The organism is Corynebacterium nuruki S6-4 (genome assembly GCF_007970465.1).
GTDB classification, from domain to species: Bacteria; Actinomycetota; Actinomycetes; order Mycobacteriales; family Mycobacteriaceae; genus Corynebacterium; species Corynebacterium nuruki.
The window spans coordinates 2,356,157-2,370,737 of the sequence record NZ_CP042429.1 but is presented as its reverse complement, the minus strand read 5'-3'; the positions used below and the strand labels follow the sequence as shown (position 1 = coordinate 2,370,737).

At 67.5% G+C, this 14,581-nt stretch carries 15 protein-coding genes; 7 read left to right on the top strand and 8 right to left on the bottom strand.

From position 1 onward, the window contains the following. Window positions 1–144: 144 nt before the first annotated feature. Window positions 145–1,089, bottom strand: coding sequence for a hypothetical protein (locus FSW06_RS10580; protein ID WP_029449558.1), 945 nt, complete (start codon window positions 1,087–1,089; stop codon window positions 145–147). A 61-nt stretch (window positions 1,090–1,150) separates the two neighbouring features. Continuing rightward, complete coding sequence (locus tag FSW06_RS10575; RefSeq protein WP_010120675.1) at window positions 1,151–1,870, bottom strand: Crp/Fnr family transcriptional regulator; 720 nt, start codon at window positions 1,868–1,870, stop codon at window positions 1,151–1,153. Window positions 1,871–1,991: 121 nt separating this feature from the next. Here FSW06_RS10575 and FSW06_RS10570 point away from each other — a divergent pair, with 121 nt between their 5' ends. Together FSW06_RS10570 and FSW06_RS10565 are read left to right on the top strand one after the other, a co-directional pair. Further along, the gene (locus FSW06_RS10570; protein WP_010120676.1) at window positions 1,992–2,234 is read left to right on the top strand and encodes a heavy-metal-associated domain-containing protein; all 243 of its coding nucleotides are present in this window, start codon (window positions 1,992–1,994) and stop codon (window positions 2,232–2,234) included. A gap of 70 nt (window positions 2,235–2,304) precedes the next feature. Continuing rightward, complete coding sequence (locus FSW06_RS10565) at window positions 2,305–4,368, top strand: heavy metal translocating P-type ATPase (protein ID WP_010120677.1); 2,064 nt, start codon at window positions 2,305–2,307, stop codon at window positions 4,366–4,368. Here the strand turns inward: FSW06_RS10565 and FSW06_RS10560 are convergent. Beyond that, window positions 4,266–6,053, bottom strand: coding sequence for a long-chain-fatty-acid--CoA ligase (locus FSW06_RS10560; RefSeq protein WP_083827053.1), 1,788 nt, complete (start codon window positions 6,051–6,053; stop codon window positions 4,266–4,268). The two genes, FSW06_RS10565 and FSW06_RS10560, sit on opposite strands and share 103 nt — an antisense overlap. A 60-nt stretch (window positions 6,054–6,113) precedes the next feature. On the opposite strand from FSW06_RS10560, the gene FSW06_RS10555 reads away from it, so the two are divergent. Beyond that, a complete protein-coding gene (locus FSW06_RS10555; RefSeq protein WP_010120680.1) occupies window positions 6,114–6,566 on the top strand; it encodes a VOC family protein in 453 nt (150 codons plus the stop codon). Between the two features lie 252 nt (window positions 6,567–6,818). Here the strand turns inward: FSW06_RS10555 and FSW06_RS10550 are convergent, their stop codons facing one another. The 3 genes from FSW06_RS10550 to glf all read right to left on the bottom strand — a co-directional run bounded on the left by FSW06_RS10550 (window position 6,819) and on the right by glf (window position 8,670). Beyond that, window positions 6,819–7,115, bottom strand: coding sequence for an addiction module antidote protein (locus FSW06_RS10550; protein ID WP_010120681.1), 297 nt, complete (start codon window positions 7,113–7,115; stop codon window positions 6,819–6,821). Continuing rightward, on the bottom strand, window positions 7,099–7,329 hold the full coding sequence (locus tag FSW06_RS10545; protein WP_010120682.1) for a type II toxin-antitoxin system RelE/ParE family toxin: 231 nt from the start codon (window positions 7,327–7,329) through the stop codon (window positions 7,099–7,101). The genes FSW06_RS10550 and FSW06_RS10545 overlap by 17 nt, the downstream gene beginning before the upstream one ends. Before the next feature lie 180 nt (window positions 7,330–7,509). Beyond that, window positions 7,510–8,670: a UDP-galactopyranose mutase gene (gene glf, locus FSW06_RS10540; RefSeq protein WP_010120683.1), complete on the bottom strand. Its 1,161-nt coding sequence runs from the start codon at window positions 8,668–8,670 to the stop codon at window positions 7,510–7,512. A 36-nt stretch (window positions 8,671–8,706) separates the two neighbouring features. Here glf and FSW06_RS10535 point away from each other — a divergent pair, with 36 nt between their 5' ends. Beyond that, window positions 8,707–9,780 (top strand): zinc-binding alcohol dehydrogenase family protein, encoded by a 1,074-nt coding sequence (locus FSW06_RS10535; protein WP_010120684.1) that lies wholly within the window; start codon window positions 8,707–8,709, stop codon window positions 9,778–9,780. A gap of 15 nt (window positions 9,781–9,795) precedes the next feature. On the opposite strand, the gene nrdF is transcribed toward FSW06_RS10535, so the two are convergent. Both nrdF and nrdI read right to left on the bottom strand, forming a co-directional pair. After that, complete coding sequence (gene nrdF, locus FSW06_RS10530) at window positions 9,796–10,803, bottom strand: class 1b ribonucleoside-diphosphate reductase subunit beta (protein WP_010120685.1); 1,008 nt, start codon at window positions 10,801–10,803, stop codon at window positions 9,796–9,798. Further along, entirely contained in the window at window positions 10,800–11,291 is a 492-nt protein-coding gene (gene nrdI, locus FSW06_RS10525) for a class Ib ribonucleoside-diphosphate reductase assembly flavoprotein NrdI (protein WP_050801975.1), read from the bottom strand. The genes nrdF and nrdI overlap by 4 nt, the downstream gene beginning before the upstream one ends. Window positions 11,292–11,394: 103 nt before the next feature. Between nrdI and FSW06_RS10520 the strand changes: the two genes are divergently transcribed. The 3 genes from FSW06_RS10520 to nrdE are packed head-to-tail and all read left to right on the top strand — an operon-like array spanning window position 11,395 to window position 14,481. Further along, on the top strand, window positions 11,395–11,847 hold the full coding sequence (locus FSW06_RS10520; protein WP_010120687.1) for a pyridoxamine 5'-phosphate oxidase family protein: 453 nt from the start codon (window positions 11,395–11,397) through the stop codon (window positions 11,845–11,847). Beyond that, the gene (locus FSW06_RS10515; RefSeq protein WP_010120688.1) at window positions 11,844–12,368 is read left to right on the top strand and encodes a flavin reductase family protein; all 525 of its coding nucleotides are present in this window, start codon (window positions 11,844–11,846) and stop codon (window positions 12,366–12,368) included. The genes FSW06_RS10520 and FSW06_RS10515 overlap by 4 nt, the downstream gene beginning before the upstream one ends. Continuing rightward, on the top strand, window positions 12,358–14,481 hold the full coding sequence (nrdE, locus tag FSW06_RS10510) for a class 1b ribonucleoside-diphosphate reductase subunit alpha (RefSeq protein WP_146881344.1): 2,124 nt from the start codon (window positions 12,358–12,360) through the stop codon (window positions 14,479–14,481). The genes FSW06_RS10515 and nrdE overlap by 11 nt, the downstream gene beginning before the upstream one ends. The last annotated feature ends 100 nt before the right edge of the window (window positions 14,482–14,581 follow it).

Below are 14,581 nucleotides of genomic sequence, written 5' to 3'. Positions count from 1 at the left end.
TTCGCCGACGATTATTCCTCATGGACGGCCTGCAGGCGTAGTCCGGCGCGCAGCCGGGTGCTGAGAATCACCTGTCAGAGCCCGTCGCAGCCCGTCGCAGCCCGTCTCCGGCCGTCGCAGCCCGTCGCAGGCCGTCTCCGGCCGTCACAGGCCGGGCTCGACCTTCTTCCCGGTACGGTCGGCGACCGTCTCACAGTCCTGGGGGGTGTCCGGGTAGCACAGCATCGTCCAGTCACCGTCGGAGACGTGGGTGAGCTGCGCGGCGTCCTTGTCCTCGATACCCGACATCTCCTTCAGCTTGTCGACCAGCTTGTCGTGGTCACCGAAGACGAGGATATTGTCGCCGGTGCCGCAGCCGGTCCCGGTGAAGCCCTGGTCCTCCTCCGGCTCGCCGCAGTAGATGTCCCAGACCTCCATCTGCCTGACCGCTTCGTCGGCGTTCTTCCACCCGGTGTACTTCTGCGCCTCCTCGGTGGCCTTCGCCTCGGCCTCTTCGGAGGCACGCTGCTTCTCGTCCGCCTCGCGCTGCGCCTCCTCCTGCTTCTTCCGGCTGTTCTCCTCGACCCCCATCGCACCGTCGAGCTTGGTGACGGTGAGTTTCATGCCCGGCAGCACCCGGGCGCAGCTGTCGTCCTGGTCGATGCAGACGCCGACGAGGCCGTCACCGTCGACCGCGGCGAACATGTTGCGCTGCACCGCGTCATCGAGGCCTTCGGCGGTTCCTCCCGCCCCACCCGCCTTCTCGACCGCCTTTTGGGCAGCCTCTTTTCCGGACGCCACGTCCGAGGTTCCGAACAGGGTGAACACCGGATCGGTCCCGATCCTGTCGGCGGGCGGCATACAGCTCAGCCCGTTCTTCAGGCCGGTGGTCGGGTCCTCGGCGTCCTTGAGTTCGGTGCAGCTGTAGCCGGCGGCCTCGGCGGTGGCGGTGAAGCCGGAGAAGTCCGCGCCGCCGGATGAGCCGGCTCCCCCGTCGTCGTCACTGCTGCAGGCCGCGAGGCCGGCGGCGAGACCGGCGGCCGCGGTGAGCGCGGCGGCGCGCTTCAGGAGGGTGACCGGACGTGTTCCGGGGGCTGTGAGCTGTGTCATGGGGAACGTCATGCCGTCCACTGAATCATGACTGCAGCAGTTTCGTTACCCCTTCACTTAATTACTTCTGTTCACCTTCTGTGGTGCGGGGCAGTGCAGGGTCCTCCACCGCCGCACGCTCCAGGGCGTCCGGGTCACGCACGACCACGTCCCGCCGCCCCCGCAGTTCGATGATGCCCGCGGAGACCAGCGCCGCCAGGCGCCGGCTCAACGTCTCCGGTGTGGTCCCCAGGTAGGCCGCCACATCGTGCTTCGCCATGGGCAGGTGCACCGTGACCTCCCCGTCACGGATCCGACCGGGCTGGTCCAGCAGGTAGGCGGCCACCCGGGCGCCGACGTCGCTGGAGGTCACCGCCGCCAGCAGCCGCTCCGTGGAGGCCAACCGGTCCGAGACGGTCCGCAGCATCCGCATCCCCACATCCGGGAAGCGGCGCAGCAGATCCGTGAGGTCCGCGTACCTCAGGGTGCACATCCGGCTGTCCTCGAGTGCGACCACGAGGTCCTCCGGCCCCTGCCCGGTCAGCACGGCCTGCTCCCCGACCACGTCCCCGTCCGTCACGGTGCGCAGGATCTGCTCCTGACCGTTGGGGCCGATCCTGCTGACCTTCAGCGCGCCACTGTGCACCACCAGCAGCCGGGGCGACGGCTGCCCCGGCGACTGCACCACGTCGCCCCGACGCACGTGCAGCGGCCGTATGAACCCGGCGACGTGTCTCTGGTCCTCATCGGTGAGCCCCTGGAAGATCGGCACTCGGGTCACACAGAGTTCATGGTCCGTCATGGCTCTCAGAATACGTTCACGCCGTCCTCCCCCGATCTTGATCCGCGTCAAGGAACCCCGTGGCGCGCAGTCCTACCTTCAGAAGTGTCAGTTACAGAGCCCACCGGGAAAGGAACCCACCATGAGCACCTCAACCACCACCGACACCACCCGCACGGTCCTCCGGGCGGAAGGCTTCTCCTGCCCGTCGTGCGTGTCCAAGATCGAGAAGAAGGTCGGACGCCTCGACGGTGTCGAGAGCGTGAAGGTCCACTTCGCCTCCGCCCGTATCGAGATCGTCCACAACCCCGCCGTCGTCTCGGTGGACGACCTGGTCGCCGCCGTCGCCAAGGCCGGCTACACCGCCGTGCCGTCGGCGTTCTGACCGGGCACACGCCCCGGACAGGTCACAGGAAAAGGCACTGGAAAGTCACCGGAAAGGTCGCTGAACCGCCATGAACACCGCGAACACCGTCACCCGGCTCCGGGCGTGGGCCCGGGGGCACTGGGCCGTCCCGGTCCTGTCCGGGGCGCTGATCGTCGTCGCCTTCGCACTGCGCTGGATCGCCTCCGGCGCACTCGACATCACCGTGAGTTCACAGTGGTGGCTCGATGCGGGGGCGCACGCCACGCACGACGGTGGTGCCTTCCGGCTCGGCGACATCGCCATGCTCGCCGCCGCGCTCGTGGCAGGGACGCCGATCCTGGTCAAGGCGGTGCGCGGACTGGCCGCACGGGACATCGGCATTGATCTGCTGGTGTCCGTGGCCGCCCTCGGCGCGGTGGCGACCGGCAATTTCTGGGAGGCTGCGGCGGTCACCTTCCTCTTCGCCGTCGGCCACGCCCTGGAGGCCGCCACCCTCAACCGCACCCGGTCGGCACTGGCCGAACTGATCGCCGTCGCCCCGGAGACCGCGACCGTCCTGCGCGACGGTGAACAGCAGGTCGTCCCCGCCGGGGGCGTCCTGGTGGGCGAGACCGTCCTGGTCAAGAGCGGTGCGAAAGTTCCGGTGGACGGACGCGTCCTGTCCGGTGCCGGGGCCGTCGACGAGGCCTCGATCACCGGCGAATCGATACCGGTGGACAAGTCCCCCGGCGACCGGGTGTTCGCCGGCACCATCTCCCGGGGCGGATTCCTGCAGGTCGAGACCACCGGCGCCGGATCCGACACCACCCTGGCCCGCATCATCCACCGGGTGGAGGAGGCGCAGGACGCCAAGGCCAGGACCCAGGCGTTCATCGACCGCTTCTCCCGGTGGTACACCCCGGGGGTCATCGTGCTGGCCGTCGTCGCCGGGCTCCTCTCCCGGGACATCGTTCTGGCCCTGACCCTGCTGGTCATCGGTTGCCCCGGTGCGCTGGTCATCTCCATCCCCGTCGCCATTGTCGCCGGCATCGGACGCGCGGCACGCAACGGCATCCTCATCAAGGGCGGCGAATACCTGGAGACCTCCGCGAAGATCTCGACGGTGGCGGTCGACAAGACCGGCACGCTCACCGAGGGGCGTCCCGAGCTCACCGACGTCATCGTCCTCGATCCGGGCAGCGACCGGGACGATGTCCTGCGCTGGGCCGCGGCCGCCGAGGCCGGCTCCGAGCACCCCCTGGCCCGCGCCATCATCGACGCGGCCGAGGACGCCGGGGTGCCGCCGGCAGGCGTCCCCGATGTCACCACCCCGGTCACCGGCAAGGGCATCGTCACCGAGGTGGACGGCAGTACCGTCCTGGTCGGCAACCGGGCACTGCTGGAGCAGTACGCCCTGCCGTCCGCACAGATCGACGACGCGTCCCGGGAAGCCGCAACCCTGGCCGGGGCCGGGCAGACCCCGATGATCGTGGGCGTGGCCGGCACCGTCGTCGGAATCATCGCGGTCGCCGACCGGATCCGTGAGGATGCCCCGGAGATGGTCGCCCGCCTGCATGAGGCGGGGGTGCAGACCGTCGTCATGCTGACCGGCGACACCAGGCTGGTGGCAGAGGCCGTCGCCGGGGCCACCGGTGTCGACCGGGTCCGGGCGTCCCTCCTGCCCGAGGACAAGCTCGCCGCCGTCCAGGAGATGCAGCGCTCCGGTGAGGTCGTGGCCATGGTCGGCGACGGGGTCAACGACGCCCCGGCGCTGGCCACCGCGGACATCGGTGTGGCGATGGGCGCGGCGGGGTCGGACGTGGCCATGGAGACCGCCGACATCGCCCTGATGGAGGACAACCTGCTGAAGCTGCCGGAGGCCATCGGTCTGGCCCGGCGGACCGGGCGGGTGATGCGCCAGAACATCATCATCGCCCTGGCCACGGTGATCCTGCTCCTGGCGGGTGTCTTCGCCGGCGGGGTGACGATGTCCCTGGGCATGCTGGTCCACGAGGTCTCGGTGCTGGTGGTCATCGCCAACGCGATGCGGCTGATGCGGGACCGCGGGCGCTACTCCCCCAGCATCTGCTCGCGCACCTCGACCCGGCGCACCTTCCCCAGCTGGTCGGCGGGCAGCTCATCGAAGACCTTGAACACGCGCGGCACCTTGTAGCGGGCCAGCCCCTCCCGGCAGTGGTCCTTGAGGACCTCCTCGTCCAGCCGGGCGCCGGGCGCGAGCACCACACCGGCGGCGACGGTCTCCGACCCGTCGGAGCGCGGCAGCCCGATCACGCTGGCCTGCGCGATCGACGGGTGCTCGGACAGCACCTCCTCAACCTCCTGCGGGTACACGTTGAACCCGCCGGTGACGATCATCTCCTTGATCCGCGAGACGATCTTCACGAAACCGTCGCGCTCCATCACCGCCATGTCACCGGTCCGGAACCAGTCGCCCAGACCGTCCTCCCCGGTGACGAAAGCCCGCTCATTGGCGTCCGGCCGGTTGAGGTAGCCGCCGAAGACCTGCGGACCACGCACGATCAACTCGCCGGCCTCACCGTCGGGCAGCACGACCGTCGGATCCTCCTGGGAGACGACCCGCACCTGCGTGTCCGGGAACGGGATGCCGACGTAGCCCGGACGCCGGTCCGTGCTCATCGGGTTGCCCAACACGATCGGCGAGGTCTCGGTGAGCCCGTAGCCCTCGACGAGCAGGCCGCCGGTCATGTTCTCCCAGCGCTGCACGACCTCCACCGGCAGGCTCGAGGCCCCGGAGAACGAGGCCTTCACCCCGGAGATGTCGATGTGCTTCTCCTCCGCCAGGTCCATGATCGTCTGGTAGAGCGCCGGCACACCCGGGATCCACGTCGGCTTCTGCTTCTTCATCGCGGACGCCAGCAGCGGCGGCTTCGGGGCCGGCAGCAGAATCACCGTGCCGCCGATCAGCGGCCCCAGGGTGATGTTCATGGTCAGCCCGTAGGCGTGGAAGATCGGCAGCGCCGCGAGCATCCGCTCCGGCTCCTCGTCCTCGCCCAGACCGGGCACCCATTCGCGGCCCTCGATGATGACGGCGCACAGGTTCGCGTGGGACAGGGCGGCGCCCTTCGGGGTGCCGGTGGTGCCCGAGGTGTAGAGCACCAGCGCGATGTCGGTCGGCTCGACGGCCGCGGTCTCGATGAGGGCGCGGCCCTCGGACTCCGAGGCGTCCGCCACGAGGTCGGCCCACTCGGTGAGCCCCTCGGTGGATCCGGCGAGCTCGTTCTTCAGCGCGCGGACCTGCGGCACCGGCAGCTTCAGGGCGAACTGGAGGTACCACGGCATCGCCCGGGTGATGGTCACCGGGATGATCTGCTCCAGCGGCGTGACGGTGCGCAGCTCCCGGGCGACGTCCACGGCCTTGTCCCAGAAGATGCCGACCTTCGCCCCGTGGTCCTGGAAGGCGACGGTGAGCTCACGGGCGGTGTACAGCGGGTTGTGCAGGGTGGCGGTCGCGCCGAGGGAGATGACGGCGTAGAAGGTGATGAGCGCCTGCGGGCAGTTCGGCAGGGCGATCGCGACCCTGTCGCCCTTGCGGACGCCGCGGTTGTGCAGCATCGCGGCGCACATCCGCACCTGGCGGCCGTACTCGGCGTAGGTGACGGTGGTGCCGAAGAACGTCATGGCGGGACGCCTCGGCCAGGTCTTCACCGCATGGTCGAAGATCTCGGCGAGGGTGCGCTCGTGCTCCGCGTCGTAGTCCAGCTCGGGGCGGACCCAGTCCGGGTAGAAATCCAGCCAGGTCCGGTCTTTCCAGGTCGTGGAGGGGGTCGTGGAGGGGGTCGTCGGGGAGTTCGGGGTGGACGCCGTGTTCTCACTCATGGTTGTTCAGGTTACGCCGGGGGTGGTGCGACCCCGCGGGGACGGCCGTACCCTCGGAGCATGAACACGTGGCTGAACCCCTACCTGAAATTCCGCGACAGCGCCGCCGATGCACTGACCTTCTACCAGTCGGTTTTCGGCGGCGAGCTGCAGACGCTGACCTTCGGTGCAGCGGGTGCGGCCGAAGACCCCGCTGTGGCGGACCTCATCATGCACGGTCACCTGAAGACCGCCGACGGCTGGACCTTCATGGCCTGCGACACGGCGGAGAACAACCCGCGCGATGTCGCCGCCCCCTCCGCCTACCTGTGCATCGGCGGGGAAGCTGAGGAGTACGACAAGGTCGCCGGCTGGTTCGCCGCCCTGGCCGAGGGCGGGACCGTGTTCCTGCCCCTGGAGACGCAGATGTGGGGCGACCGGTTCGGCCAGCTCCGCGACCGGTTCGGCGTGAGCTGGATGGTGAACGTCGCCGGCGACGGCGGCCCCGCCGGGGCGCCGACTGACGACGACTGACGCCGGTCCCCCGACACGGCCCTCTGGCGCCGGTCCCCGGAAGTATTACCACCCGGCAGCGTCAGCACGCGCCATAATCCGACATTTCCCCAGGTCACGAAAAATGTTACCGGTCCCGCCCGGTAACACTTTCCTGGCGTCCCGCCCGGTAACATCGTGAGGCTTGGCGTCCCGCCCGGTAACACCGTGAGGCTTGGCGTCACGGCGTGAGCGCCGGTGGTCTCGGGGACGGAGCTGCGCCCTCCCGCGCCGTCAGGCGACCGCCTCGAAGCGAATCCTGAGCCCCAGTGCATGGGACACCTTCACGATCGTGTCGAAACTGGGATTCCCGTCAGCGGACAGTGCCTTGTAGAGCCCTTCCCGGCTCATGCCTACCCGGCGGGCAAGTTCGCTGAGGTTACCGGAACAGGCAATGGCACCGAGCGCCTTCGGGACGCCGGACGCATCACCGTCTTCCAGGGAGGCCTCCAGGTATGCGGCGGCGTCGTCGAGGTTGTCGAGGTAATCAGCACTGTCGAAGGCGCTGAACGGTTCACGTGCGTCGTTCATTGTTCCTCCATTGTTCAGCGATGCGTTGCGCCTGTCCTATGTCATCGCTCTGACTTGACTTGTCACCACCGCACAGTAGAAGTATCAGCCGCGGTCCGTCCTGCAGGTAATACACCCGGTAACCGGGCCCATAGGGGATACGCAGTTCGGACACTCCGCTCCCGACTGGCCTGACATCTCCCGGATCTCCGGCGGCGAGGCGGTCGACTCTCACAAGCACCCGCGCGACAGCCCGACGGAGTGGTCGAGGCGTCCCCCCGGACGCGAGATGACCCGGTTCCGCACGTGCCGTCGGTCCGGCGGTGCAGAATCGGGTCAGTTCGCGTCAGCGTCCCCAGGCGTCCGGTGATCCGGATCCCCCGACGGGGCGGGGCAGGTAGGGCCGGCCGGGGACCTACCCCAGCAGCGGGGCGATCTTGTTGTCGAACGTCGACAGCGCCGCGCCGATCGCCATGTGCATGTCGAGGTACTGGTAGGTGCCCAGGCGTCCGCCGAAGAAGACCTTGTTCTTCTCGGTCTCGGCCTCCGCCAGCTCGCGGTAGCGCAGCAGCTTCTCGCGGTCCTCAGGGGTGTTGATCGGGTAGTACGGCTCGTCGTCACCCTCGGCGAAGCGGCTGAACTCCTTCATGATGACGGTCTTGTCATCCGGGTAGTTCCTGCGCTCCGGGTGGAAGTGACGGAACTCGTGGATGCGGGTGTAGGGCACGTCCGCGTCGTTGTAGTTCATCACCGGGGTGCCCTGGAAGTCACCGGTGTCCAGCACCTCGGTCTCGAAGTCGAGCGTCCGCCAGCCCAGGTGACCCTCCTGGTAGTCGAAGTAGAGGTCCAGCGGGCCGGTGTAGACCACCGGGGCGTCCGGGTTCTGCTCCCGCAGCTCGTCGCGCACGTCGAACCAGTCGGTGTCCAGCCGGACCTCGATGAGGTCGCTCTTCGCCATGTTCTCCAGCCACGCGGTGTAGCCCTCGACGGGCAGGCCCTCGTAGGTGTCGTTGAAGTAGCGGTTGTTGAAGGTGTAGCGGACCGGCAGGCGGGAGATGTTCGCCGCGGGCAGCTCCTTCGGGTCGGTCTGCCACTGCTTGGCGGTGTAGTCGCGGACGAAGGCCTCGTAGAGGGGGCGTCCGATCAGGGAGATGCCCTTCTCCTCGAGGTTCTGTGCGTCCTCCGGGTTGAGCCCGTCGGTCTGCTCCTTGATCAGTTCGCGCGCCTCGTCGGGGGTGTAGTACCGGCCGAAGAACTGGTTGATCAGGCCCAGGCCCATCGGGAACTGGTAGGCGGTGCCGTCGTGCATCGCGAACACGCGGTGCTGGTAGTCCGTGAAATCGGTGAACTGGTTGACGTAGTCCCAGACCTTCTTGTTGGAGGTGTGGAACAGGTGGGCGCCGTACTTGTGGATCTCGATGCCGGTGGTCGGCTCGGCCTCGGAGTAGGCGTTGCCGCCGATGTGGCTGCGGCGCTCGACGACGAGCACCTTCTTACCCAGCTGGCTGGCGGCGCGCTCGGCGACGGTGAGACCGAAGAATCCGCTGCCGACGACGATCAGGTCATATTCACTCATGGCCGTCCACGATACAGGTCGCCTACCCTGGGCGGCATGACTGACCTGCCTGCCCTGCCTGCCACGATGCCCGCCGTCGCTGTGACGGGCGCCTTCCCCGTCTCCGATCCGCGCTGTCTCGACGATGTCGTCGTCGATGTCCCCACCCCCGGTCCCCGCGACCTCCTCGTCGAGGTCACCGCGGTCTCGGTCAATCCGATCGACACGAAAATGCGGCTGCGCGCGGCGGAGCAGGTGGCCTCCGGCGGGCAGCCGGTGCTCGGGTACGACGCCGCCGGGACCGTCGTCGCCGTCGGTGCCGACGTCACCCGCTTTGCGGTGGGGGACGCCGTCTTCTATGCCGGTGACCAGACCCGACCGGGCACGGACGCCCGGTTCCATGCCGTCGACGAGCGGATCGTCGGCCACGCGCCGACCTCGGTCTCCCTGGTGGAGGCGGCATCCCTGCCGTTGACCTCGCTGACGGCGTGGGAGGCGCTGTTCGAGCGGCTCGGCATCGGGCTGGACGCCGGGACCGGGGCCCCCGGTTCCCTGCTGGTCCTCGGCGGGTCCGGGGGTGTGCCGAGTGCGATGGTGCAGCTGGCGCGCGCCCTGACCGGGCTGACGGTGATCGGGACCGCCGGCCGGGAGGAGTCCCGCACATGGCTGACCCGGCTGGGCGCCCACCATGTCATCGACCACCACCGGGACCTGGCGGAGCAGGTCGCGGAACTGCAGCAGCGGGGCGTCCCGCCGGTGCGGCACGTGTTCACCTCGCAGTCCTCGGGGCGGGCCGTCGAACTCGCCGCGCTGCTCGCGCCGGCCGGGGACCTGTGCCTCATCGACGATCCGGACCCGTTCGAGCTCTCCGCGTTCAAGCGGAAGTCGCAGGCGGTGCACTGGGAGTCGATGTTCACGAAGATCATCTTCGGGGACGCCACGGGTGATCCGGCGGCGGATCCGGCCACCCAGGGGAGGATCCTCGACCGGGTGGCGGATCTGGTGGATGCGGGCCGGATGGTGCCCACCACCGGGGAGACGCTGGTCGGGCTGAATGCGGAGTCGCTGGTGGCGGCGCACCGTGATCTGGAGGCCGGGCATGTCACCGGCAAGATCGTGGTGCGGGTGTAGCGGGAGCCGCCCGGCTCAGAAGTCCCAGTCGTCCTCGTCGGTGGCTTCGGTGCGTCCGATGACGTAGCTGGAGCCGGAACCGCTGAAGAAGTCGTGGGTCTCGGAGGAATCCGGGGTGAGCGCGGCGATGATCTCGGGTTCCACCGCCGCCGCCCGCTCCTCGTACTGCGGTCGGTAACCGAGGTTCATCAGGGCCTTGTCCGCGTTGTAGTGCACGAATGCGTCCACCCCCTCATAGTTGCGGGACCCCGTGGCGTACAGGTCCCGCGAGTAGTCGTTCTCCAGGTCCAGCAGTCGGTCGGTGAAGCGGTAGGTGAAGTCCTCCATCTCCGCGGTGCGCTCCGGGTGCGCCTCCAGGCCACGCTGGTACTTGTAGCCGGAGTAGTAGCCGTGGACGGCCTTGTCCCGCAGGATCAGCCGGATCATGTCGGCGGTGTTCATCATCACCCCACGGCTGGAGTACCACAGCGGCAGGTAGAAACCGGCGTAGAGCAGCAGCGACGACAGCAGGGTGGAGGCCACCTTGCGTTTGAGCGGGTCGTCCCCGGCGTAGTGCTCCATCACCGCGGTGGCCCGGACCTGCAGTCGGGGATTGTCGACGGCCCAGGTGTAGGCGTCCTCGATCTCCGCGGAACTGCACATGGTGCTGAACACGGAGCTGTAGCTGCGGGCGTGGACGGCCTGCATGAAGGCGATGTTGGCGTAGACGGCCTGTTCGTGCTCGGTGCGGGCGTCCGGGATCTGGCTGATCTCGCCGACGGTGGCCTGGACCGTGTCCAGCAGCGTCAGTCCGGTGAAGACCCGGGTGGTGAGGGTGCGGTCCTCGTCGCCGAGTGCCCGCCAGTCGGGCAGGTCGTTGGACAGCGGCACTTTCTCCGGCAACCAGAAGTTGCTGGTGAGTCGCTGCCAGACCTCGAGGTCCTTCGGGTCGGTGATCCGGTTCCAGTTCACCGGACGCAGCGGGGTCGTCGATCCGGGACGCCACTGCGGGGGTGTCTGCGACCGGTCGGTGTAGCTGGTCATGCTGTCTCCTTGGTGCTGATGTTGTCGGTGTTGACGGTGCTGTCAGTGCTGTCGGTGCTGACGGTGGTGGCCCAGAACTGTTCCAGCCCGTCGCGGACCGCGGTGACGTCCCGCCGGGTGCCGAGCAGTTCGAACCGGTAGAGCTCGGGGACGCCGCATTTGCCGGCGATGGTGCGTCCTGCGGCGCAGTAGGCCTCGCCGAAGTTGATGTTCCCGCTGGTGATCACGCCGCGGATCCACTGTCGGTTGGCCGGGTCGTTGAGGAAGCGGATGACCTGCCGGGGCACCGCGCGGCGCAGGTCCCCGCCACCGTAGGTGGGGGTGACCAGGACATACGGCCGGTCAACGTGCAGCGGCGGGTCTTTGGGACGCAGCGGTATGCGGGCGGCGGGGATGCCGACGGCCCCGATGAAGCGGTGGGTGTTCTCCGAGACCGACGAGAAGTACACGAGAAAGGGACTGCTCCGTCCCCCAGAGTTCAACGTCATGAACTTTAATGTACCACCGACTGAAGTTCGTGCTACGCTCACTGCCGTATCCGGCGTTCCGCCGGCCCTGAACCAGAAAAACCCACGACCGAAGGAGAACACCATGTCCGGTATCACCGCCGAGATGAAGGCCATGCTCGACACCCAGCTGCCGATCCTCGCGACCGTCACGGACCCCACCACCCCGAACATCGGACCGAAGCGCTCCCTGCGGGTCTACGACGACCACACCCTCATCTACAACGAGAACACCGGCGGTCAGCACCTGACCAACATCGAGAACGGCTCCCGGGTCGCCGTCGCCGTCATCGACCGGGCCGCACTCGACGGCTACCGTTTCCTCGGCCACGCCGAGGTCCTCACCGCCGGCCACGCCTGGGACAACTGCCTCGACTTCGCCGCGCACAACGGCATGAAGGAACCGAAGCGTGCCGTCCTCATCCACCTCGACGTCATCTACTCCCTGGCCTCCGGTGCGAAGGCCGGCACCGTCGTGGACGACAGCGCCGCCGACAGTGCCGACGACAGCGACGCCACGAACGGAGGTCGTGCGTGACAGCGACCGCCGAAGGCTTCCGCACCCTGTTCCGGCAGACCCCGCAGGCCGTGTGGATCCTCACCACCCGGGACAGTCACGGCACCCCGGCCGGCATCACCGTCTCATCCCTGACCTCGGTCTCCGCCGATCCCCCGACGGTGGCCTTCGCCCTGCAGAACACCGCCTCGGTACTGCCGGTCTTCGCCGAGACGTCCCGCATCCTCGCCCACGGCGTCACCGTGGACGGTGCGGACGCCGCCCGGCATTTCGCGGCGTCCGGTACCGACCGGTTCCCGGCGGACGAGAACCTCCCCGGGGCAACCGGACTGCCCGTCATCGACGACGCCTACGGTCGGCTGGACCTCCGGGTCCGCCGCATCCTCCCTGTCTCCGCGAGCGCCCTGTTCATCTGCACGGTGGACGCCACCTGGCTGCCGGAAGCCCCGCCGGAGCCGGTGGTCTACCGCAACAGGACATTCACCCGGACGGCCGACAGCACGCCCGTCCAATTTCCACCGAGGGGACACGATGACGACTGAGTCCGCCAGGGACTACCATGCGCTCAATGCGATGCTGAACCTGTACGACGCCGACGGCAACATCCAGTTCGACAAGGACCGTGAAGCGGCCAACCAGTACTTCCTGCAGCACGTCAACCAGAACACGGTCTACTTCCACGACCTCGAAGAGAAGATCGGCTACCTCGTCGACAACGAGTACTACGACAAAGCCGTGCTCGACAAGTACGACTTCGAGTTCATCAAGGCCCTGTTCAAGCAGGCCTACGCCCACAAGTTCCGGTTCAAGACGTTCCTCGGCGCGTTCAAGTACTACACCTCCTACACCCTGAAAACCTTCGACGGACGCCGCTACCTCGAACGCTACGAGGACCGGGTGTGCATGGTCGCCCTCGGTCTGGCCGACGGCGACGAGAAGATCGCGTCGCGGCTGGTCGACGAGATCATCGGCGGCCGGTTCCAGCCGGCCACCCCGACGTTTTTGAACATCGGCAAGGCCCAGCGCGGTGAGCCCGTGAGCTGTTTCCTGCTGCGTATCGAGGACAACATGGAGTCCATCGGCCGGTCGATCAACTCCGCCCTGCAGCTGAGTAAGCGCGGCGGTGGGGTCGCCCTGCTGCTGTCGAATATCCGTGAGGTCGGTGCGCCGATCAAGCACATCGAGAACCAGTCGTCGGGGGTGATCCCGGTGATGAAGCTGCTGGAGGACTCGTTCTCGTACGCCAACCAGCTCGGTGCCCGGCAGGGTGCGGGTGCGGTGTACCTGCACGCCCACCATCCGGACATCCTGCGGTTCCTGGACACCAAGCGGGAGAACGCCGACGAGAAGATCCGCATCAAGACCCTGTCGCTGGGTGTGGTGATCCCGGACATCACCTTCGAGCTGGCCAAGCGCAACGACGACATGTACCTGTTCAGTCCCTACGATGTCGAGCGGATCTACGGCAAGCCGTTCGCCGACGTGTCGGTCACCGAGCACTATGACGAGATGGTCGAGGATCCGCGGATCCGCAAGTCGAAGATCAATGCCCGCCAGTTCTTCCAGACGCTCGCGGAGATCCAGTTCGAGTCCGGGTACCCGTACATCATGTACGAGGACACGGTGAACCGGGACAACCCGATCGCCGGTCGGATCACCCACTCGAATCTGTGCAGTGAGATTCTGCAGGTGTCCACGCCGAGCACGTTCAACGATGATCTGTCGTACCGGGAGGTCGGCCACGACATCTCCTGCAACCTGGGGTCGTTGAATATTGCGGCGGCGGTGGATTCCCCGGATTTCCCGATGACGATCGAGACCGCGATCCGTGGGTTGACCGCCGTGTCGGATCAGACGGAGATTGATTCGGTGCCGTCGATCCGGGAGGGTAACGATGCCTCGCATGCGATCGGGCTGGGTCAGATGAACCTGCACGGGTTCCTGGGCCGGGAGCACATCTTCTACGGCAGCCAGGAGGCCCTGGATTTCACGAACGTGTACTTCGCCGCGGTGCTGTATGAGGCGTTGAAGGCGTCGAATGCGATCGCGCGGGAGCGGGGGATCCGGTTCGGCGGGTTCGAGTCCTCGGACTACGCGTCGGGGGAGTTCTTCGACCGGTACGATCCGGCGGATTTCGCGCCGACGACGCCGCGGGTGCGGCAGATCATCGACAACTCGACGATCCACGTGCCGACCGCCGCGGACTGGGCGGGGTTGCGCGCTGATGTGATGGAGTTCGGGTTGTACAACCGGAATCTGCAGGCGGTGCCGCCGACGGGGTCGATTTCGTACATCAACAATTCGACGTCGTCGATCCACCCGATCGCGTCGAAGATCGAGATCCGTAAGGAAGGCAAGATCGGCCGGGTGTACTACCCGGCGCCGCACATGGACAACGACAATCTGGAGTACTTCCAGGATGCCTATGAGATCGGGTACGAGAAGATCATCGACACGTATGCGGTGGCGACGAGGTATGTGGATCAGGGGTTGTCGTTGACGTTGTTCTTCCCCGGGGATGTGACGACGAGGGACATCAACAAGGCGCAGATCTATGCGTGGCGTAAGGGGATCAAGACGCTGTACTACATCCGCCTGCGGCAGACGGCGTTGGCCGGGACCGAGGTTGAGGGGTGCGTGTCCTGCATGCTGTAGCGCCCCGGCCGGAGTCGGTTGTGCGCTGCTGATCCGTGAACTCGAGCACGGCTGCCGCGGAGAGCATCGCCCGGCACCCTCGGTGCTCGAGTTCACGGAC

Coding starts and splice junctions, on each gene's coding strand:
- FSW06_RS10580 (WP_029449558.1), bottom strand. CDS start 1,089: ATGACACAGCTCACAGCCCCCGGAACACGTCCGGTCACCCTCCTGAAG.
- FSW06_RS10575 (WP_010120675.1), bottom strand. CDS start 1,870: ATGACGGACCATGAACTCTGTGTGACCCGAGTGCCGATCTTCCAGGGG.
- FSW06_RS10570 (WP_010120676.1), top strand. CDS start 1,992: ATGAGCACCTCAACCACCACCGACACCACCCGCACGGTCCTCCGGGCG.
- FSW06_RS10565 (WP_010120677.1), top strand. CDS start 2,305: ATGAACACCGCGAACACCGTCACCCGGCTCCGGGCGTGGGCCCGGGGG.
- FSW06_RS10560 (WP_083827053.1), bottom strand. CDS start 6,053: ATGAGTGAGAACACGGCGTCCACCCCGAACTCCCCGACGACCCCCTCC.
- FSW06_RS10555 (WP_010120680.1), top strand. CDS start 6,114: ATGAACACGTGGCTGAACCCCTACCTGAAATTCCGCGACAGCGCCGCC.
- FSW06_RS10550 (WP_010120681.1), bottom strand. CDS start 7,115: ATGAACGACGCACGTGAACCGTTCAGCGCCTTCGACAGTGCTGATTAC.
- glf (WP_010120683.1), bottom strand. CDS start 8,670: ATGAGTGAATATGACCTGATCGTCGTCGGCAGCGGATTCTTCGGTCTC.
- FSW06_RS10535 (WP_010120684.1), top strand. CDS start 8,707: ATGACTGACCTGCCTGCCCTGCCTGCCACGATGCCCGCCGTCGCTGTG.
- nrdF (WP_010120685.1), bottom strand. CDS start 10,803: ATGACCAGCTACACCGACCGGTCGCAGACACCCCCGCAGTGGCGTCCC.
- nrdI (WP_050801975.1), bottom strand. CDS start 11,291: ATGACGTTGAACTCTGGGGGACGGAGCAGTCCCTTTCTCGTGTACTTC.
- FSW06_RS10520 (WP_010120687.1), top strand. CDS start 11,395: ATGTCCGGTATCACCGCCGAGATGAAGGCCATGCTCGACACCCAGCTG.
- nrdE (WP_146881344.1), top strand. CDS start 12,358: ATGACGACTGAGTCCGCCAGGGACTACCATGCGCTCAATGCGATGCTG.